Annotated in this window: 15 protein-coding genes; 8 read left to right on the forward strand and 7 right to left on the reverse strand. The window is 72.3% G+C overall.

Annotated elements, in window-relative coordinates; all coding sequences use genetic code 11:
• Positions 1-12: 12 nt before the first annotated feature.
• Entirely contained in the window at positions 13-777 is a 765-nt protein-coding gene (locus ACIBI5_RS08745) for a nuclease-related domain-containing protein (protein WP_397244680.1), read from the reverse strand.
• Positions 778-931: 154 nt separating this feature from the next.
• Between ACIBI5_RS08745 and ACIBI5_RS08750 the strand changes: the two genes are divergently transcribed.
• Together ACIBI5_RS08750 and ACIBI5_RS08755 are read left to right on the forward strand one after the other, a co-directional pair.
• On the forward strand, positions 932-1,525 hold the full coding sequence (locus ACIBI5_RS08750; protein WP_397244682.1) for a TetR/AcrR family transcriptional regulator: 594 nt from the start codon (positions 932-934) through the stop codon (positions 1,523-1,525).
• A gap of 49 nt (positions 1,526-1,574) precedes the next feature.
• A complete protein-coding gene (locus ACIBI5_RS08755) occupies positions 1,575-4,820 on the forward strand; it encodes a protein kinase (RefSeq protein WP_397244684.1) in 3,246 nt (1,081 codons plus the stop codon).
• Here ACIBI5_RS08755 and ACIBI5_RS08760 read toward each other — a convergent pair.
• Genes ACIBI5_RS08760 through ACIBI5_RS08770 form a run of 3 tightly spaced genes read right to left on the reverse strand, consistent with a single transcriptional unit; the run spans position 4,800 to position 8,190 of the window.
• Complete coding sequence (locus ACIBI5_RS08760; protein WP_397244686.1) at positions 4,800-5,849, reverse strand: acyl-CoA dehydrogenase family protein; 1,050 nt, start codon at positions 5,847-5,849, stop codon at positions 4,800-4,802. The two genes, ACIBI5_RS08755 and ACIBI5_RS08760, sit on opposite strands and share 21 nt — an antisense overlap.
• Complete coding sequence (locus tag ACIBI5_RS08765) at positions 5,846-6,997, reverse strand: acyl-CoA dehydrogenase family protein (protein ID WP_397244688.1); 1,152 nt, start codon at positions 6,995-6,997, stop codon at positions 5,846-5,848. The genes ACIBI5_RS08760 and ACIBI5_RS08765 overlap by 4 nt, the downstream gene beginning before the upstream one ends.
• The gene (locus tag ACIBI5_RS08770) at positions 6,988-8,190 is read right to left on the reverse strand and encodes an acyl-CoA dehydrogenase family protein (RefSeq protein ID WP_397244691.1); all 1,203 of its coding nucleotides are present in this window, start codon (positions 8,188-8,190) and stop codon (positions 6,988-6,990) included. Before ACIBI5_RS08770 ends, ACIBI5_RS08765 begins: the two co-directional genes overlap by 10 nt.
• 105 nt (positions 8,191-8,295) lie before the next feature.
• On the opposite strand from ACIBI5_RS08770, the gene ACIBI5_RS08775 reads away from it, so the two are divergent.
• Positions 8,296-8,859 carry a GNAT family N-acetyltransferase gene (locus ACIBI5_RS08775; RefSeq protein WP_397244693.1) on the forward strand — a complete coding sequence of 188 codons (564 nt, stop codon included), beginning with the start codon at positions 8,296-8,298 and terminating at the stop codon, positions 8,857-8,859.
• A gap of 24 nt (positions 8,860-8,883) precedes the next feature.
• Complete coding sequence (locus ACIBI5_RS08780) at positions 8,884-11,280, forward strand: hypothetical protein (protein ID WP_397244695.1); 2,397 nt, start codon at positions 8,884-8,886, stop codon at positions 11,278-11,280.
• A gap of 3 nt (positions 11,281-11,283) precedes the next feature.
• On the opposite strand, the gene ACIBI5_RS08785 is transcribed toward ACIBI5_RS08780, so the two are convergent.
• Positions 11,284-11,829 (reverse strand): TetR/AcrR family transcriptional regulator, encoded by a 546-nt coding sequence (locus ACIBI5_RS08785; RefSeq protein WP_397244697.1) that lies wholly within the window; start codon positions 11,827-11,829, stop codon positions 11,284-11,286.
• 78 nt (positions 11,830-11,907) lie between these two features.
• Here ACIBI5_RS08785 and ACIBI5_RS08790 point away from each other — a divergent pair, with 78 nt between their 5' ends.
• Positions 11,908-13,077: an FAD-dependent monooxygenase gene (locus ACIBI5_RS08790; protein WP_397244699.1), complete on the forward strand. Its 1,170-nt coding sequence runs from the start codon at positions 11,908-11,910 to the stop codon at positions 13,075-13,077.
• Here the strand turns inward: ACIBI5_RS08790 and ACIBI5_RS08795 are convergent.
• Positions 12,974-13,864, reverse strand: a complete 891-nt coding sequence (locus ACIBI5_RS08795) for a DMT family transporter (RefSeq protein WP_397244701.1) — start codon at positions 13,862-13,864, stop codon at positions 12,974-12,976. The genes ACIBI5_RS08790 and ACIBI5_RS08795 overlap by 104 nt on opposite strands.
• A gap of 79 nt (positions 13,865-13,943) precedes the next feature.
• On the reverse strand, positions 13,944-14,315 hold the full coding sequence (locus ACIBI5_RS08800; protein ID WP_397244703.1) for a VOC family protein: 372 nt from the start codon (positions 14,313-14,315) through the stop codon (positions 13,944-13,946).
• Positions 14,316-14,427: 112 nt separating this feature from the next.
• On the opposite strand from ACIBI5_RS08800, the gene ACIBI5_RS08805 reads away from it, so the two are divergent.
• The 3 genes from ACIBI5_RS08805 to secA2 all read left to right on the forward strand — a co-directional run bounded on the left by ACIBI5_RS08805 (position 14,428) and on the right by secA2 (position 18,529).
• Entirely contained in the window at positions 14,428-14,853 is a 426-nt protein-coding gene (locus ACIBI5_RS08805) for a cupin domain-containing protein (protein WP_397244705.1), read from the forward strand.
• Positions 14,854-15,028: 175 nt separating this feature from the next.
• A complete protein-coding gene (locus ACIBI5_RS08810; protein WP_397244707.1) occupies positions 15,029-16,234 on the forward strand; it encodes a DMT family transporter in 1,206 nt (401 codons plus the stop codon).
• A gap of 111 nt (positions 16,235-16,345) precedes the next feature.
• Positions 16,346-18,529, forward strand: a complete 2,184-nt coding sequence (gene secA2 / locus ACIBI5_RS08815; RefSeq protein ID WP_397244709.1) for an accessory Sec system translocase SecA2 — start codon at positions 16,346-16,348, stop codon at positions 18,527-18,529.
• Positions 18,530-18,543: the final 14 nt, after the last annotated feature.

Raw genomic sequence — 18,543 nt, forward strand, 5'->3', positions numbered from 1 at the left:
GCGCTCACGTGCTCACATGCGGTGGAGTTCCCGGGCGGCGATGCGGGCCAGGAGTTCCACCTGCGTGGTGCTCAGCGCCGCGGAAGAGGTCGCCCGGATCATGCGGGGCGCCAGGTGCGGCTTGAGGAGGGTGAGACCCTCGGCCGTGAGCAGGCCGCCTCTCGGCATCATCCCGCAGTGCACCGCGACCATCGGGGTGATCGTGACCGGGATGCCGGTTTCCTTGGTGAGGAGCTCGGCGAACGCGTTGCCTGTCTCCACCAGGCCCTTGGCGACCTTGGTGCCGAACTTCTCGCCGAAGAACAGCCGGCCACCGTAGGAGGCGATCTCGGTGTCCGGGCTCCACGACTCGTTGTCGATGATCCAGACACCGCCGGGGCCGATGACCAGATGATCGATGGAAGCCTGGCCGCGGATCGCGCGGCCGTCCAGCACGCGGTAACCCTGCTTGGCCAGCGCGCGGCGCAGTGTCCTACCGGTGATCGCCTCACCGCGCCTGCGTCCTCGCCAGACCGCGGTGGCGCGGAACTGCGCCCAGTACCAGTACCAATCGGCCCCCGCCACGATGCCGGCCAGGCCCAGCGCGTAGAGCGCGGGGAAAGGCAGGTCGAAGCGGATCGCCAGAGCCAGGCCGGCCGCGAAGCCCACGGCGGCCTTGATCGCACGGTTGCGACGGCGGTTTCTGGTGTCCTCCCTCCAGAACTTCTCGTAGTACCACTGGGGCGACGACCCCGTGAACTTCGGGTCCTGCTGCACATAGATCGAGCCACCAGGCACGGCAAACTCCCCGAGTTGCTAGGAAATACTTGGATCTGCCACGCCGGAGATCCCTCGCCACGTCACGTGATACCCAATATCAAACAAAGGCCACCCTAAGGTGAGGGAAATAGCACCGCGAATCACGCACAAGACGCTCAACCGACCAGTCGGTATGCTGGGGTTCGTGACGGGGAAGGATGAGCCGGTGCGCCGGCGGCTGCTCAGCGAGGCGACGAGGCTGTTCGCCGAGCGCGGGTTCGAGGGCACCTCGGTGCAGGAGATCGTGGCCGCCGCCGGAGTGACCAAGGGCGCCATGTACCACTACTTCGACTCCAAGGATGACCTGCTGCATGAGATCTACGCGCGGGTCCTGCGGATGCAGATGGAACGGCTGACGCAGATCGCCGACGAGCACCGCCCGGTCAGGGAACGGCTGCGCGACGCCGCCGCGGACGTGGTCGAGACCACCACGGCCAACCTCGACGATTCCAAGATCTTCTTCCGGTCGATGCACCTGCTGGCCCCGGAGACGCAGAAGAGCGTGCGGGCCGAGCGCCGACGCTACCACGAGCGTTTCCGCGATCTCGTCACCGAGGGGCAGCGCGAAGGGGTCTTCCGCGAGGATATCCAGGCCGAGATCGTCGTCGACTTCTTCTTCGGCTCGGTGCACCACCTGGGCAGCTGGTACCACACCGACGGGCCGCTGTCGGGGGCCGAAGTGGGCCGCCAGTTCGCCGAACTCCTCCTGACCTCGCTCAAGCCGTGACCCCCTACCCATGGACAACCGCCGGATTTTGCGCATCATCTAAGTCTTTGTGAAGACGGATCCCGAACACCTCGGCGGCTACTGGATAGCCGGGCGCCTGGGCAGCGGCGGCCAGGGTGTGGTCTACGAGGCCTACGACGACGACGGCGAGCGGTACGCGCTCAAGGCACTGCGCACCGCGCCGGACCAGCGTGAGGTCGAGGCGGCCCGGCGGGTCCGGCCCTTCTGCGTGTCCCGTGTGCTGGAGGCCGGGGTGGACGGGGGCACGCCGTACGTGGTGAGCGAGTTCGTGGCCGGGCCGAGCCTGCGGGTGAAGGTCGGCGAGTCCGGCCCGTACCAGGGCGCGGACCTGCACCGCCTGGCCACCGGGGCGGCCACCGCGCTCACCGCGATCCACGAGGCCGGGGTGGTGCACCGGGATCTCACCCCGGACAACGTCCTGCTCGGCTCCGACGGACCCAAGGTGATCGACTTCGGCCTGCCCCCTTCCACCGGCACGGCCCATGAGACCGCGGACCAGACGCCCGAGTCCGACGTGCACGCGTGGGGACGCCTCACGCTGTTCGCCGCCACCGGTGAGGAGACCGGCCCCGTGGCGGCGCTGGAACCGCCGCTGCGCGACCTGGTGGCCCAGGCGCTCGACGAGGACCCCGACCGGCGGCCGTCCGCCCGCGACCTGCTGCTGAAGCTGCTGGACAGCTCGGGGGACCCGCTGGCCGAGGGCGCCGGGACCGCCCGCGGCCTGCGCACCGACGCGCCCGAGCCGTCGCTGGGAGAACTGGCGGAGCAGGTGTACGCCGGACTGAGCCGGGCGGAACAGGACGCCGCGCCCGCCGTCTTCCTCCAGCTGACCGGCCGGACCCCCGACGGCCACGACATCAGCCGCCCCGCCCGCCTCACCGGTCCGCTCGACCGGCCCGCCGCCGCCCTGGTCATCCAGAGGTACACCGACGCCGCCCTCCTCCACACCGGACCGTCACCCGATGGCCAAGGTGGGAAGCCAGGTGACGGCACCGTGGCGTTGGCGCACGTGGCGTTGTCGCGGGCGTGGCCGCGGCTGCGCGAGTGGCTGGAGGATGAGCGGGGTGGGCTGGACGTCCAGCGGTCCCTGTCCGAGGCGGCCGAGGCCTGGCAGCGGAAGGGGCGGCGGGCGGCGGACCTGCCGCGGGGCGAGCGGCTGAACACCGTCCTGGGCTGGGCCGCCGGTGGGCGGCGGATGGTGGCGCTGAGCCGTACGGAACAGGAGTTCGTCACGGCCGGGACGCGGCTGGCCGGGGTCAGGGCGCGGCGGCGGGGGGTCGTGGCGGGCGTGCTCGCGGTCCTGCTCGCGGCGGCGCTGGCCGCGGCGGGTGTGGCCTTCTGGCAGGCCGGTACGGCGACGCGGGCGCTCGCCGAGACGACGGCCAAGGCGCTGGCCGGGACGGCGGGAGCGCTGCGGACCACCGACCCGATCACGGCGCGGCAGCTGAGCGCGGCGGCGTGGCGGCTGGCGCCCGTGGCGGAGGCGCGCTCGGCGCTGATGGCGGCGGCGACGGACCCCGTGCGTGACGTGTTCGCCGACCCGGACGCCGGTGCCGACTCCGTGTACGCCTTCGACCAGCCGGGGCGCTGGCTCGTGGCGGTGCGCGGGGGCACGGCGCGGGTGTGGGATCCGATGGCCAAGACGTTGCTGATGGAGATCAGGGGCGCGGGGCGTTCGGCGCGGCTGGCGGCGCTGAACCCGGCGGGCACCACCCTGGCCGTCGCCACGACGGGTGATGTGCGGGTGTTCGACACACGTTCCGGCATCCTGCTGCGCTCGTTGCCGGTGAAGGCGGCGCTGGCGCTGTCGTATCAGGGAGAGATGCTTTCCACGACCGACAAGTCGGGCTTGGGGGTGTTGTGGCGGGCGGACGGCGGCCAGGTGACGGCGCGGCCGATGAGCAAGCTGAGCACGGACGGCCGGCGGGTGCTGGCCACCTCGGTCGCCAGCGACGTGGTCGCGCCCAGGCCCCCGGAGATCTGGGAGGGCGGCGGCAGACTCGACCTGCCATGGCTGGCCGCGCTCCCGGACGCGGTCACGGCCGGGGCGCTCGGCCCCGACGGCACCACGGTCGTCCTGTCGGGACCCTCGGGCACCCGCGTCCACGACCTGGCCAGCGGCCGGACGCTGGCGAGCACCGGCCCCGCCGCCTCGTCCCTGTCCTACTCCCCCGACGGCCGGCTGCTCGCCCAGGGCGGCCAGGAGGGCGTCACCGTCTGGCAGACCGGAACCTGGCAGCGCATGCTGCACGTCCGCGACACCCGCGACGCGCCGCAGGGACGTGAGGCCACGAACCGGGCGCTGGTGATCGGGCGGTCCGGGGTGCGGTACGCCGGTCCGGGCGGCCGGGTGCGGACCTACACGGTCCCGGCCACCGCGCAGCCGCCCTTCGGCCCGGGCACGCGGTCTCTGAGCAGGGACGGCCGGATCCTGGCCGTGGCCGACGGAACCGCGATCACGCTCTGGGACTCGGGCAGGCTCACCGCCACCCTGCCGAGCACCGCCACCCTGATGACCTTCAGCTGGGACGGCAGGCGCCTGGCCGTGGCCACCCCCGGCCGGCCGGCCGTGGACATCTGGGACCTGGCCGAGAGCAGCAGGATCAGCACGCTGACCTCCTCCCCGGTCTCCGGCCTGGCCTTCTCCCCCGACGGCAGGACGCTGGCGGTGGCCTCGAAGGACTGGATCGAACTGCACGCCGCCGGGCAGGTGCGCCGCGTGGCGGGGGTCACCGGGCCAGGACTCGCCTGGCGGCCCGACGGGCTGCTGCTGGTCGCCTACGACGACGAGCGCGTCTACACCGTGGACCCGCTGACCGCCGCGCCGTCGGTCCCCAACGCCAACGGCAAGGCCGCCGGGGTGGTCGCCTTCAGCGCCGACGGCAGGATGGCGGCGACCGGCAACACGCTCGGCCACGTCACGCTCTGGGACACCGGCCTGCGCGCCCCGCTCGGCCCGCCGCTGGCGACCGGGAAGCGGGTGCGCGCGCTGATGTTCTCGCGGGACGGCGCCGTGCTGGCCGCCGCCGGGCAGGACGGGCTGACGCTCTGGGACGTACGGACCGGCGCCAGGCTCGGCCAGCCGGTGGAGGTCGCCGAGCCCGTCCTGGCCCAGGGCGCCGACGTCCTGGCGGTCGGCGCCGACGGCCAGAGCCGGACGATCGCCGTGGACCCGGAACGGGCGCTGCGCGGCATCTGCGCCCAGGACGGCGAGCTGTCGCCGGCCGCCTGGGCGCGGTATCTGCCGGGCCTGTCACCCAGGAAGATCTGCTAGCTCCGCCAGCGCCGCGCGATGGTCGCCGGGCGTGCCGAGCGCGATCTCGGCGGCCTTCGCGCGCTTCAGGTAGAGGTGGAGGGGATGCTCCCAGGTCATGCCGATCCCGCCGTGCAGTTGCACCGCCTCCTCAGCCACGTGGACGGCCACGCCCGCGTTCCACGCCTGGGCCACGGCGACCGCCAGGCCGGAGCCGTCGGCGGCGGCGTTGCGCGCGGCGGCCCTGGCACGGACCACGTCCAGCCAGAGGTCGGCCAGCCGGTGCTTGATCGCCTGGAACGAGCCGACCGGCCGGGCGAACTGGTGGCGTTCGCGGACGTAGGCCAGCGTGGTCTCCAGGCACCACTCGGCCACCCCGAGCTGTTCCGAGGCCAGCAGACCGGCCCCGAACCGCAGCACCTCCGCCACGTCACACGCCCCGAGGCGCACGGCGGCGGCCCCGGAGAAGGTGACGGTGGCGACGGGCCTGGTCAGGTCGAGGGAGGGGCGCGTGGCGACCTCCGCGTGCCCGGCCTCGACCAGGTAGAGCGCGTCACCGGCCGGGACCAGCAACACGTCGGCCGCCTCGGCGCCCGCCACGTCGGCGACCGTGCCGGTGAGCGTCTCGCCGGACACCTCCACGGTGCCGGCGGCCCGGCGGTGGGGGGACGCGGTGAAGGGGACGGCGAGCGCGGCCGTCAGGTCGCCGGAGGCCAGCTCACCGAGCAGGCCGGTGGCCCCCGCGTCCAGCGCGGCCTTGGTGGCCAGGACCGAGCTGGTGAAGAACGGCACCGGCGCCACCGCCCTGCCCAACTCCTCAAGGACGACTGCCACCTCGACGGCCGAGGCGCCGGCGCCGCCGTAGGACTCGGGGACGAGCAGGCCCGCGACACCGATCTCGCGCGAGAGCGTCTTCCACAGGTCGAGGTCGTAGGGCGCGGGGGACTCCACGCGCTTGAGCACCGCCGAGGGCGGGCAGCGGTCGGTCAGCAGCGCGCGGACGGCGGCCCGCAGTTCCTCCTCGACCTCCGTGTACAGCAGAGTGGTCACCGCGGCAGGTCCTTCCAGGGCACGTCCTTGTCGATGCGGGGCTCCGAGGGCAGGCCGAGCACGCGCTCGGAGACGATGTTGCGCAGGATCTCCGAGGTGCCGCCCTCGATGGAGTTGCCCTTGGCGCGCAGGTAGCGGTAGCCGGGGCCGCGGCCGAGCATGTCGACGTCCTCGGAGCGGCGGAACGACCAGTCGTCGTAGCCGAGGTCGCGGCGCAGCTCCAGGTCCAGGCCGGTGAGCTCCTGGTTGAGCTTGGCGAAGGAGAGCTTCATGCCGGAGCCTTCCGGGCCCGGCTGGCCGGCGGCCAGTTGTTCGCGCAGCCGTACCGCGGAGAGGCGGGTCACCTCGGACTCGACCCAGAGTTCGAGCAGGCGCTGGTGGAGTTCGGGGGTGCGCAGGTCGGGGCGGGAGCGCCAGGTGTCGGAGACGACGCCGATCATGCCGCCGCCCCGGCGGCCCGGGGTGCCGCCGATGGCGACGCGTTCGTTCATGAGCGTGGTCTGGGCGACCCGCCAGCCGTCGCCGACCTCGCCGAGCCGCAGGTCGTCGGACAGGCGCACGCCGGTGAGGAAGACCTCATTGAACTCGGCCTCGCCGGTGATCTGGCGCAGCGGGCGCACCTCGACGCCGGGCGCGCTCATGTCGCAGACGAAGTAGGTCATGCCGCGGTGCTTGGGCACGTCCGGGTCGGTGCGGGTGACGAGGATGGCCCAGCGGGCGTGGTGGGCTCCTGAGGTCCATACCTTCTGGCCGTCGACGACCCATTCGTCGCCGTCGCGCACCGCTCGGGTGGCGAGGGTGGCCAGGTCGGATCCGGCGCCGGGCTCGGAGAAGAGCTGGCACCAGATCTCCTCGCCGGTGTAGAGGGGGCGCAGGAAACGTTCCCTCTGCTCCTGGGTGCCGAAGGCGAGGATCGTCGGCGCGGCCATGCCGAGGCCGATGGCCTGAAGGCCGATGTTGGGCTGCGGGGTGTGGGCGAGCTCCTTCTCCACGACCTGCTGCAGGTCGCGGGGCGCGCCGAGGCCGCCGAGCCCCTCGGGGAAGTGCACCCACGCCAGCCCCGCGTCGAAGCGGGCCCGCAGGAAGCCCACCTGGTCGGCGGGGTCGGCCGAGGCGAGCAGGCCGGCGATCCTGTCCCTTACATCCACTTCTTCAGCTCCCGGTAGGCAAGAGAACGTTTGTGCACCTCGTCGGGCCCGTCGGCGAACCTGAGCGAGCGGGCGCCCGCCCACAGGCCGGCCAGCGGGAAGTCCTGGGAGACGCCGCCCGCGCCGTGGACCTGGATGGCCTTGTCGAGGATCCACTCGACGGTGATCGGCGTGGAGATCTTGATGGCCTGGATCTCGGTGTGGGCGCCGCGGTTGCCGACGGTGTCCATGAGCCAGGCGGTCTTCAGCACCAGCAGCCGCAACTGCTCGATCTTGATGCGGGACTCGGCGATCCAGTCCTGGACCACGCCCTGCTGGGCGACGGGCTTGCCGAAGGTGGTGCGGGCCAGCGCCCGCTTGCACATCATCGCGACCGCCCGCTCGGCCATGCCGATCAGGCGCATGCAGTGGTGGATGCGGCCGGGGCCGAGCCGGGCCTGGGCGACCGCGAAACCGCCGCCCTCCTCGCCGATGAGGTTCTCGGCGGGCACCCGGACGTCCTCGAAGACCATCTCGGCGTGGCCGCCGTGGTCGGCGTCGGTGTAGCCGAAGACGTGCATGCCGCGCTTGATGCGCAGGCCGGGGGCGTCGCGCGGGACCAGGATCATGCTCTGCTGGCGGTGTGAGGGCGCCTCGGGGTCCGTCTTGCCCATGACGATGAAGATCTTGCAGTTGGGGTTCATGGCGCCGGAGATGAACCACTTGCGGCCGTTGATGACGTACTCGCCGCCGTCGCGGGTGATCGAGGTCGCGATGTTGGTGGCGTCGGAGGAGGCCACGTCGGGCTCGGTCATCGCGAACGCGGAGCGGATCTCGCCGTCCAGCAGGGGCCGCAGCCACTCCTTGCGCTGCCACTCGCTGCCGAACATGGAGAGGACCTCCATGTTGCCGGTGTCGGGCGCGGCGCAGTTGGTGGCCACCGGCGCGATGGCCGGTGACCTGCCCATGATCTCCGCCAGCGGGGCGTACTGGAGGTTCGTCAGCCCCGCGCCGTGGTCCCCGGGCAGGAACAGGTTCCACAACCCGCGTTTCCTGGCCTCGTCCTTGAGGTCGGCCAGGAGCGGGGGCGCGCTCCAGCCGCTCTCGGCGGCCTGTTCCTCGAAGGCGGCCTCGGCCGGATAGACACATTCGTCCATGAAGCGGAGCAGGCGCTCGCGCAGGTCCTCGGTGACGCTGTCGAAGGCGAAGTCCATAGCGCGACCTTACCGACCGGTCGGTATGACCGTCCACAGTGGTCTCCCACATTTCCCCGCAGGTGGCCATAAACCCAGGTCAACCCGGCCTCTAAGCTGAACCGCATGACCGCCCGCATGCCCGCTCCCGCCGTGCTCGAGAACGACGTCGTCCGGCTCGAACCGCTCACCCTCGACCACGTCCCCGACCTGTTCGCCGCCGGAGGCGACGACGACGAGGTCTGGCGCTGGATGCCCGCGCCCACCCCGCGCACCAAGGAGGAGCTGGCCCGGATCGTCAAGGGCGTCACCGCCAACCACGTCGCCTTCGCCGTGATCCACCGGGGCCGCGCCATCGGCCAGACGACCTACGCGGACGTGCCCGGGTTCGACGAGAGCATCGAGATCGGCTGGACCTGGTACGGCCGCGCCGCCTGGCGTACCGGGGTCAACACCAACTGCAAGATCCTCCTGATCGACCACGCCTTCTCCCTCGGCTACAACCGGGTGATGTTCAAGACCGACGACCTCAACGAACGCTCCAAGGCGGCGGTCGCCCGCATCGGCGGGGTCCACGAGGGAACCCTGCGCCGGCACCGCAGACGTCCCGACGGCACCTGGCGCGATTCCGCCTATTTCGGCATCCTCGAAGAGGAGTGGCCCGAGCACCGGGCTCGCCTGAACCGTTAGCCGAAGGGCGGCGTCTAACCCCTCATGGATGATCGGCTGGGGGGCTACTGGCTGGGCATCCGGCTCGGTGGGCGCACCGTTGAGGCCTACGACGAGTCGGGGCTGCGCCGTGCCCTGACCCAGTGCGTCCCGCCGGAGGACACCGAGCCGCTGCGGCGCGTGAGGAGCCTGCACGTCGCCGCCGTCGTCGAGGTCGCCGCCACCTACCTGACCAGCGAGTACGTCGAGGGACACAGCCTGCGCCAGGCCGTCGAGACCCGGGGGCCCTACTCCGCCGACGACCTCTACCGCCTGGCCGCCGCCACCGCCACCGCGCTGGCCGCCATCCACGAGGCCGGCGCCGTCCACGGCGCGCTCGACCCCGGCGCGGTCCTGCTCACCGACGCGGGCCCCCGCCTGGTCGGCCTCGGCACCGGAGACGCGTGCGGGCCCGCCGACGACGTGCGCGCCTGGGGCCGGCTGCTCGCCTTCGCCGCGGGCGGCCTGGCCGAGCTGGACCTCGCGCTGGCCGACCTGGTCACCGCCGCCCTCCACGCCGACCCCGAGCGCCGCCCCGGCGCCCGCCAGCTGCTCATGTCGCTGCTGGACCAGCCGCAGTCGCAGCAGGGCCGATTACTCCCGCCCGAGCCGGTGCACGACCCACCGCTCGGAACCCGCGCCGAGCAGCTCTACGCCGCGCTCAGCCGGGCCGAGCAGGAGCTCGTCCCCGAGGTACTGCTCCGCCTGGTGGGCATGGACGAGCGCGGCGACGACACCCGCGTGACCGTCCCGCGGGCCGAGCTCGTGGCCGGGCGCACACCGGAGCAGGCCGCCGCGATCGAGCGCGTGCTCGAGGTGTACGGCGAGGCCGGGCTGCTGACCCGCGACGAGGAGAGCGTGACCATGGGCTGCGGGGCGCTCCTGCGGGCGTGGCCGAGGCTGCACGAATGGCTCGACGCCGAGCGCGACGGGCTGGCCGTACACCGGGAGCTGGCTCGGGCGGCGCGGCGGTGGGAGAGCGGCGGGCGGCGCGAGGCCGACCTGTTCCACGACGGCACGCTCGACCGGGCGCTGGCCTGGGCGGCGACCGGGCGGCGGCACGTCACGCTGGGCGGCGACGAACAGGCCTTCCTCGACGCGGGGCTGACGTCGGGACGGCGCAGGGGCCGCCGCCGCTGGATCGTGGCGGCGGCGGTGGCGGTCGCGGTGCTCGCGGTCGCGATCTGGCAGTACGGCACCGCCCAGGGCCAGGTCGACGAGGCGATGGCCAGGGTCGCGGCCACCCGCGCGGAGACGATCAGGCCGAGCGACCCGGTGCTGGCCCGCAAGCTGAGCTTCACCTCCTGGGCCCTGGCGCCGGTGCCGGAGGCCGAGCGGCAGCTCGCCAAGTCCGACACCGACCCGGTGAGCGGTTCCTTCACCGACCCGACGGCGACCGAGCGGTCGCTGCACACGCTGAGCGCCGACGGCAGGAAGCTGGCCGCCCTGACCGACGGCGTGCTGCGGATCTTCGACACCCTCACCGGTGAGCAGATCGCCACCACGCCCGGCCCGCCGGAGAAGATCCGGGCCATCGCCTGGTCGTCGCTGGAACGCGACCTGGCGCTCGTCGGCATCGAGCGCACCTACTTCTGGGACACGACCTTCAGGGAGGGGACCTTCAGGGAGGGGACGTCGGGCGGTGGTGTCAAGGTGAAGTTCGCCCGGGGGCTCAGCCAGCCGGGCCGGCACGCGGCGTGGTTCAGCCCCGGAGGCGCCTTCCTGTTCGCCGAGGGCAGCGAGTACGGCGAGCGGTGGGCCTGGAACCTCGGCCTGGACGAGGAGGCGTTCGCCGGCCGGTTCGTGGTGGTGGGGCCGGACGACCGGCGGGTGCTGGAGTTCGACGGCCGCCGCTCGGTGATCGACGACCTGCACACGGGCCGGGTCACCCCCGCGCCGTGGCTGGAGCGGATGCCGCCCGACTACACCGCCTTCGGCCCCGACGGCTCGCGGGTGGCCATCGCCGGCGAGGACGGGGTGCAGCTCTACGACCTGACCGGGGTGCCGACGCTGTCCACGCCGCTGCAGCCCGCCTCGGGCACGCTGCGTTTCAGCCCCGACGGCAAGTACCTGGCCGGGACCGACAGCGACCGGGTGCGGGTCTGGCGGGTGGCGAGCGGCACGCTCACGGTGGACCGGCAGGTGCCGCTGGCCGGTGGGGACCGGCCGGTGCAGGCGGTCTTCGATCAGTCGAGCGCCGGCATCTGGGTGCTGGCCGGGCGCGGGACGGTGCTGTCGATCGCCGCCGACGGCGGGCGCCGGGCCGCCCCGGTGGCCGCGGCCAGGTCGGCCGAGGCGATCTGCGCCGACTCGGGCGGGCTCAGCCGGGAGGAGTGGGCCAGGCACCTGCCGGAACTGCCCTTCCGCGACCTGTGCCCGCCGCCGCGCACCGCCCCTCGCTGACGGTCACCGTCCCGTCATGCCGCGCACCACCTCTTCGATGCCTTTGCGCAGGTCCTCGTAACAGGGGATCTCGCCGGCCCCGGCCAGCGCGTCGAACACCAGGCCCTCGGCGTAGGCGATGAGCTGGCGGCCGTGCCGTACCGGATCGGGCGAGCCCAGGGCGGCGGCGATGGCGGTGGCGGGCGCGCGGAACTGGTTGCCGGCCGCGTCGTAGATCGTGCGCAGTTCCGGGCGGCGGGTGGCCTCCAGGGCGAGTTCGTAGCGGGCCAGCGTGCGGCGGCTGTCCTGGAGTTGCTTGTGGAGGGCGGCGGCGAGCAGGTCGATCGGGTCGCCGCCGGGCTCGATCACCGACTCGAACGTTCTGCGCTCCAGGACGGTGAGGCGGTTGAGGGTTAGCTCCAGGAGGGCGGCTCGGGTGCGGGCCAGGTTGGAGGTGGAGCCCGGCGGCAGGCCCGCGGCCTCGTCCACGGCGCGGTGGGTCAGGCCGCGCATGCCCCGCTCGGACAGCAATGCGATCGCGGTGTCCGCGATGAGCTCGGAACGGTTCACGACATCGGATACTACACTTGTAGTTGAAACTACGCCTGTAGTACCGTCACGGACTACAGGCGTAGTGAGGAGTGGGCGATGGCGACGGCAGTGGTGATCGGCGGCGGCGTGGGCGGGCTTACCGCGGGCCTGGCGCTCCGGCTCAAGGGCTGGGACGTGACGGTCCTGGAACGGGCCCCCGCGCTGGAGAACGTGGGATCGGGGCTGGCCGTCTCCCCCAACGGGCTGCGCGCCCTGGACACCGTCGGGCTCGGGGACCCGGTACGCGAGCTGGCCCGCGTCCAGGGCGCCGCCGGGATTCGCAAGACGGACGGGCGCTGGCTGTCGCGGACCTCGCAGGAACACGCGCGGATCCGCTACGGCGACGGCGTCGTGCTCATGCTGCGGCGGGTCCTGGTGGACCTGCTGGCCGACGGACTCGGCCCGGCGAACATCCGCCTGAACACCGAGGTCACCGGCCTGGACCCCGAGGGCGGCACGGTGGAGACCGGGCGGGAGACGTTGCGGGCCGACCTGGTCGTCGCGGCCGACGGCATCCGCTCCGGGACCAGGCGGCAGCTCTTCCCCGGGCACCCGGAGCCCGTCTACTCGGGGGTCACCGCCTGGCGCGGGCTGCTGCCGCGGCCCGAGGGCGTGACGGTCCACAGCGCGGAGAGCTGGGGCCGCGGCCTGGTGTTCGGGACCCATCAGCTGGCCGGCGACCTCGTGTACTTCTACGCCACCGACCTCGCCGCGCCGGGCGGGCGGGCCGACGACGAGCGCGCCGAGCTGCTGCGGCGCTTCGGGAGCTGGCACCAGCCGATCCCCGCGATGCTGGAGGCGGTGAAGCCGGGCGCGATCCTGCGCAACGACGTGTACTACCAGCGGACCCCGCTGCCCCGCCTGCACCAGGGCCGGGTGGCGCTGCTCGGCGACGCGGCCCACCCGATGACGCCCAACCTCGGGCAGGGCGCCTGCCAGGCGCTCGAGGACGCGGTCGTGCTCGCGCACCACGCGGGCGGGGACCTGGCCGGCTACACCGAGGCGCGGCTGGGCCGTACAGCGGAGATCGTCCGCAGGTCCATGACGATCTGCAGGGCGACGAAGATCCGCAACCCGGTGGCGATCGGGCTGCGGGACCTCGGCATGAGGGCGGCCGGCCGGTTCAGCTCAGATCTGATGTTGCGGGCAATGGACTCGGTTCTGGACTGGCGGCCACCGGCGCCGGCCGGTCCTTCGAGTGGTCGGGCGTCAACCGGCCGAGCGTGATCGTGCCGCCGACGGTCAGCGCCGCGGCGATGATCGCGGGCACGGCGGTCGACGGGCTGGTCGGCAGCGGCTCACCGAGCAGGATCGCGCCGGCCAGCACCGAGGTGATCGGGTCGATCACCTGCACACCGGCGTAGGCGATGCCGAAATATCCCACCGCGTAAGACTTCTGCAGCAGCACCACCGCGCAGATCAGCAGCACCGGCACCGCCAGCGTGAACCAGTGCAGCAGCCTGCTCAGGTCGCCCTCAAGCCCGCCGCCGACCACGCGTACGAACGTGGACACACTGGCCGTGACCGCGCCCGCCCCCACCGAGAGCAGCAGCGCCTTGTTCGCCCCCTCGACCCGCCGCGCCGCCACCTGCGTGATGAGCACGATGACGCCGATCACCGCCAGGAACGCGAGCGCCGCCGGCGTCCCCAGCCGCGGCGTCACGTGCTGCTGCGGGACGAGCAGCATCAGCCACAGCAACCCCACCGCGACCGCGACAGACCCAAAGATCTCCGCCTTGTACGGCTTGCGCCCATACATGAACGCCGCCAGCGGCACCGCGAACACCAGCGTGGCCACGCTGATCGGCTGCACCACGACGAGCGGCGCGAAGCTCAGCGCCACCGCGTGCAGGCTGGCGCCGGTGAACCCGATGACGCCCCCGATCCACCAGCGCGGGCGTTTGACGAGCTTGAGCGTCGCCCCCTGAGCCACCGCCTCGTACTGCTGCAGCGCCGCGCCGAGCGCGTATCCCAATGCCCCTGCCAGAGCAATCGCCAGACCGACCCACGTCATGGGCGCCCGCAGAGGGGCAAGGAACCTTTCAAGAGCATTCACCCAGCTTATGGCTCGGTGTCCGCTCTCGGATCAGTCTTTAGGAGGAAGGGCATACACAGAAGAGATGCCCTTCCGGGTCCTGGAGCACCACCCATCGGATGCCTTCCTCGGTCACACCCGGCTGAAACCCGGGCTTCGTGGCTCCGAGCTCCACGTACTCGGCGACCGCCTTCTCCACGTCCGGAACCCGGAAGTCGAAGTGGAACTGCTTGTCGGGACTCGGCCAAGTGACCGGCTTGCGATCCGGCACCCGGCCGAAGTAGATGGACACCGTACCGTTGCCGACGGCGGCGTACTCGTCTTCGGAGTACTGGATCTCGTAGCCGGTGATCCGGTGGTAGAACTCGGCGAGCCGCTTGGGCTCGGCGCAGTCGAGGGTGAACGCGAGAAGTTCGGCCTTGGTTGTCATGGGGCTACTCTGCCGGCCGTACCTGCCATCTTCTGTCAGGTACGCGGAAGTGCCTTGAGCAGGAAAAAGTGCGGTCTTCCGCGAAATTTCGGGCGGGTCCACGATCGGAGGCGTGACGATCATCGACAGGCCCGACTACCGGCCCTTCCCCGACCCCGCCAAGCCGCGTTCCCTCACCTGGCCCGTCATGGACCCGGTCCGCGCCGACGGCCACTACGTCAAGGACATCGTGCTCAACTTCGAGCACCTGGCCGACGGCGAGGGCATCCCCCTGCACCGGCACACCGGGGAGGAGGTGCTCATCATCGACGAGGGCGAGGCCGAGGCCTTCCTCGGCGACGAGACCCGCCTCGTGGGGCCCGGCGCCGTCATCTTCGTCCCGCCGGGGACGCCGCACGGCTTCCGCAACGCCTCCGGCGCGGTGGTACGGCTGCACGCCCTCTTCCGCGAGCACGTGGTCGGCACCCAGATCGACGGCCGCCCCGCATCCCTGGACGACTTCCGCCTGATCACGGACGCGTGGGCGAATTCCAGATGAAGCGCCGGGGCGCCGCCCGCTAGGGTGGGCCGTGTGTACCAACGACTGATCTGCTCCCCGCCGCCCGCCCTCTAGCGGGCGGCTGACCTCCTTCCCCGGATACCCCAAGGCTGGGCCCCGGTGGTGAGCGCTGCCCGCGCGCGGGCCTCATCCACCTCATCCGGAAAGATCAGTCATGACCCCGATTTCCGCGCGCCGCGGCGCGGTGTACGCCGCCATCGCCGCAGCCGCCTGGGGCACCGGCGGCGCCGCCGGCTCGCTCCTGTTCACCACCCTGGACCCGGTGTCCGTCTCGTTCTGGCGCTACCTCCTGGGCGCCGCCTTCCTCCTCCTCCCTCTCCTCCTCCGCCCCACCCGAACCCACTCCGTGCCCGCCGGCCACACCAGCACAGCGGACCACACCGCGCGAACCCGAGGCCGCACGCTCCCCACGCTCTTCGGCGCCACAGCGGCGAGCAGCGACAACGCCGGAGACCGGCACACCGCCACGGCGGCCAACGGGCGCACCGACGCCGCAGGGCACACCGGACAGCCCCGAAGCCGCACGCTCTTCGGCGCCGCAGCGGCGAGCAGGGACGACGGCGGAATCCGGCGCCCCATTACGGCGGGCAACGGGCGGGTCGCCGGGCCCGTGAGTAGCGCGGGTTCCGTGGGTCCTGTGGGTCCTGTGGGTCCTGTGAGTTCCGGGGGTTCCGTGGGCGACAGGGGGACGGCCAAGGCGTTGGTGAGGGTGTGGCGGGTCGGGGTGGGGATGGCGGTGTACCAGGCGGCCTACTTCGCGGCCATCGCCGAGTCCGGCATCGCCCTGGCCACCGTCGTGACGATGGGCGCCACCCCGGTCCTCACCGCCCTGGGCGGAAGGTTCCTGCTGAACGAGCGCCTCAGCCGCGTGGGCCTCGTCGCGCTGGCCGCCGCGCTCGCGGGCCTGGCCCTCCTCACGGGCGGCGGCCCGGCGGACGGGGCCACGGCGGGCGTGGCGTGGTCGCTGCTGTCCGCGCTCGGCTACGCCGCCGTCACCCTCTACTCCCGCCGTCACAACGGCGACCCGGAGACCACCGCCGTGGGCGGGTTCGTGGTGGGCGCCGCGTGCCTGGCGCCGTTCGCGCTGGCGGGGGGCATCCTGCCGGAGTTCACCCTGGCTTCGGCCGCCACCCTGCTGTTCCTGGGCGCGGTCCCGACGGCCCTGGCCTACGCGTTGTTCTTCCGCTCCCTCACGGCGCTCCCGGCCGCGACCGTCTCGATCATCTCGCTCGGCGAGGCCGTCGGAGCGGCGATGATAGGAGTGGTGCTGTTCAGCGAAAGGCTGACGCTTCTGGCCTGGTCAGGATGCGTTCTGCTGCTGGCCGCTGTCGTGGTTCTGACCGTGCACGGGCAAAGGTGAGTTAGGGTCCGGTACGGCGGTGCCTGCCGTACCGGACCCCTTATCGGGGGAATCAGGGGGAACGGTGCCGAGGGAGCGCGCGTTGGAGGAACCGTGGCCTCGATTACCGGAATGATCAGGAATCTCCTGGACCGTCCAGGAGGGGTGAACCTGAGTCCGTACCTGAAGATCGTCAAGACGGCGAACACCCGCGCCGACCGGATCGGCAAGCTCGACGATCTGCCTGAACCGTCCATGGACGATCTGGCCGAGTTCTGCGCCGTCGCCCGCGAGGCCGCCGACCGCACGCTCGGCCTGCGGCCGTACGATGTGCAATTGCTCGGCACGCTCGCGCTCCTCCACGGTCACGTCGCCGAGATGGCGACCGGCGAGGGCAAGACTCTGTCCGGCGCGATGGCGGCGGCCGGGTACGCCCTGCAGGGCAAGCGCGTGCACGTGATGTCGGTCAACGACTACCTGGCCAGGCGCGACGCCGAGTGGATGGCGCCCTTCTACGAGGCCATGGGCGTCAGCGTCGGCTGGATCGGGCAGAACTCCACGCCCGAGGAGCGCCGCGCCGCCTATTCCCGCGACGTCACCTACGGCCCGGTCAGCGAGATCGGCTTCGACGTGCTGCGCGACCGGCTGCGTACCGACGCGGCGGCGATCGTGGTGCCGGAGCCCGAGGTGGCGCTGATCGACGAGGCCGACTCGGTGCTCGTGGACGAGGCCCGGGTGCCGCTCGTGATGGCGGGGGCGGCCGACGAGGGCAACGCCGTACCGGAGATGGCGGCGCTCGTGCGCACGCTGGTGCGCGGCTACCACTACGAGATCGACGAGGGCGCGCGTAACGTCTACCTGACGCCGAAGGGCGCCGACAGCGTGGAGAACATCCTCGACGTCGAGCTCTACGACGAGAACGAGCCGGGCACGCTCATCGAGCTGAACCTGGCCCTGCACGCCCACGCGCTGCTGGCCAAGGACGTCGACTACATCGTGCGCGACGGCAAGGTCCAGCTGATCAACCCCTCGCGCGGCCGGGTGGCGCTGCTGCAGCGCTGGCCGGACGGCCTTCAGGCGGCCGTGGAGGCCAAGGAGGCGCTGCCGCCCAGCGAGAAGGGGGAGATCCTCGACTCGCTCACCATCCAGGGCCTGATCAAGCGTTATCCCAAGATTTCCGGTATGACCGGCACGGCGGTCGCGGTCAGCGAGCAGCTCGGCGAGTTCTACGGCCTAAAGGTCGCCGTCATCCCGCCCAACACCCCCGCCATCCGCGAGGACGAGCCCGACCGGATCTACCCGACCGTGCCCGACAAGGACGCGGCGCTGGTCGAGGAGATCCAGGAGGCGCACGCCACCGGCCGCCCGATCCTCATCGGCACCCTGGACGTGGCCGAGTCGGAGAACCTCGCCAAGCTCCTGCAGCGCCGTAACCTGGAGCCCGTCGTCCTCAACGCCAAGAACGACGCGGAAGAGGCGGCGATCATCGCCAGGGCCGGCGAGCGCGGCGCCATCACGGTCTCCACCCAGATGGCCGGCCGCGGCACCGACATCCGCCTGGGCGACGGCGTGGCCGAGCTCGGCGGCCTGTACCTGATCGGCTCCGGCCGACACGCCAGCAGCCGCCTGGACGACCAGTTGCGCGGCCGGGCCGGCCGCCAGGGCGACCCGGGCGGCTCGGTCTTCTTCGTCAGCATGCAGGACGACCTGATCACCCAGTTCGTCCCGGACGAGCGCCCGCCCGCCGCCGACCCCGACGGCCTGGTCCGCCACCGCCGCGGCGCCTACCTGGTCGGCCACGCCCAGCGGGTGGCCGAGGGCGTCAACCTGGAGATCCACCGCAACACCTGGCGCTACACCCGCCTGCTGGAGCACCAGCGCGAGCTGATCCTGGAGTGGCGCGACAAGGTCCTCCACACCGACTCCGCCGCGAAGGCGCTGGCCGAGGCCGACGCCGAGCGCTGGGACTCGCTGCCGGAGGACACCCGCGAGGAGACCGCGCGCCAGATCGTCCTGCACGCGATCGACACCTGCTGGACCGAGCACCTGGCCTTCCTCACCGACCTGCGCGAGGGCATCCACCTGCGGGCGCTCGGCCGGATGAGCCCGATCGACGAGTTCCACAGGGAGGCGGTCGCCGAGTACAAGTCGCTGCAGGCCGAGATCGAGCGGCGCTCGCTGGAGTCGTTCGAGTCGCCGGAGCCCGACCTGAAGCGCCCCTCCGCCACCTGGACCTACCTGGTGCAGGACAACCCGTTCGGCACCGAGTGGGACCGCATTCTCAAGCGCGTCACCTCCGCCGCCCGCCGCGGCTAGGCACGGCGGAAACC

Origin of the sequence: Nonomuraea sp. NPDC050540, from assembly GCF_044457485.1 — a bacterium.
In the GTDB taxonomy this organism is placed as follows: domain Bacteria; phylum Actinomycetota; class Actinomycetes; order Streptosporangiales; family Streptosporangiaceae; genus Nonomuraea.

Excerpts from the sequence above, each read along its gene's own strand:
- ACIBI5_RS08750 (WP_397244682.1), top strand. The coding sequence starts at position 932 with ATGCTGGGGTTCGTGACGGGGAAGGATGAGCCGGTGCGCCGGCGGCTG.
- ACIBI5_RS08770 (WP_397244691.1), bottom strand. The coding sequence starts at position 8,190 with ATGGACTTCGCCTTCGACAGCGTCACCGAGGACCTGCGCGAGCGCCTG.
- ACIBI5_RS08775 (WP_397244693.1), top strand. The coding sequence starts at position 8,296 with ATGACCGCCCGCATGCCCGCTCCCGCCGTGCTCGAGAACGACGTCGTC.
- ACIBI5_RS08780 (WP_397244695.1), top strand. The coding sequence starts at position 8,884 with ATGGATGATCGGCTGGGGGGCTACTGGCTGGGCATCCGGCTCGGTGGG.
- ACIBI5_RS08790 (WP_397244699.1), top strand. The coding sequence starts at position 11,908 with ATGGCGACGGCAGTGGTGATCGGCGGCGGCGTGGGCGGGCTTACCGCG.
- ACIBI5_RS08795 (WP_397244701.1), bottom strand. The coding sequence starts at position 13,864 with ATGACGTGGGTCGGTCTGGCGATTGCTCTGGCAGGGGCATTGGGATAC.
- ACIBI5_RS08800 (WP_397244703.1), bottom strand. The coding sequence starts at position 14,315 with ATGACAACCAAGGCCGAACTTCTCGCGTTCACCCTCGACTGCGCCGAG.
- ACIBI5_RS08810 (WP_397244707.1), top strand. The coding sequence starts at position 15,029 with ATGACCCCGATTTCCGCGCGCCGCGGCGCGGTGTACGCCGCCATCGCC.
- secA2 (WP_397244709.1), top strand. The coding sequence starts at position 16,346 with ATGATCAGGAATCTCCTGGACCGTCCAGGAGGGGTGAACCTGAGTCCG.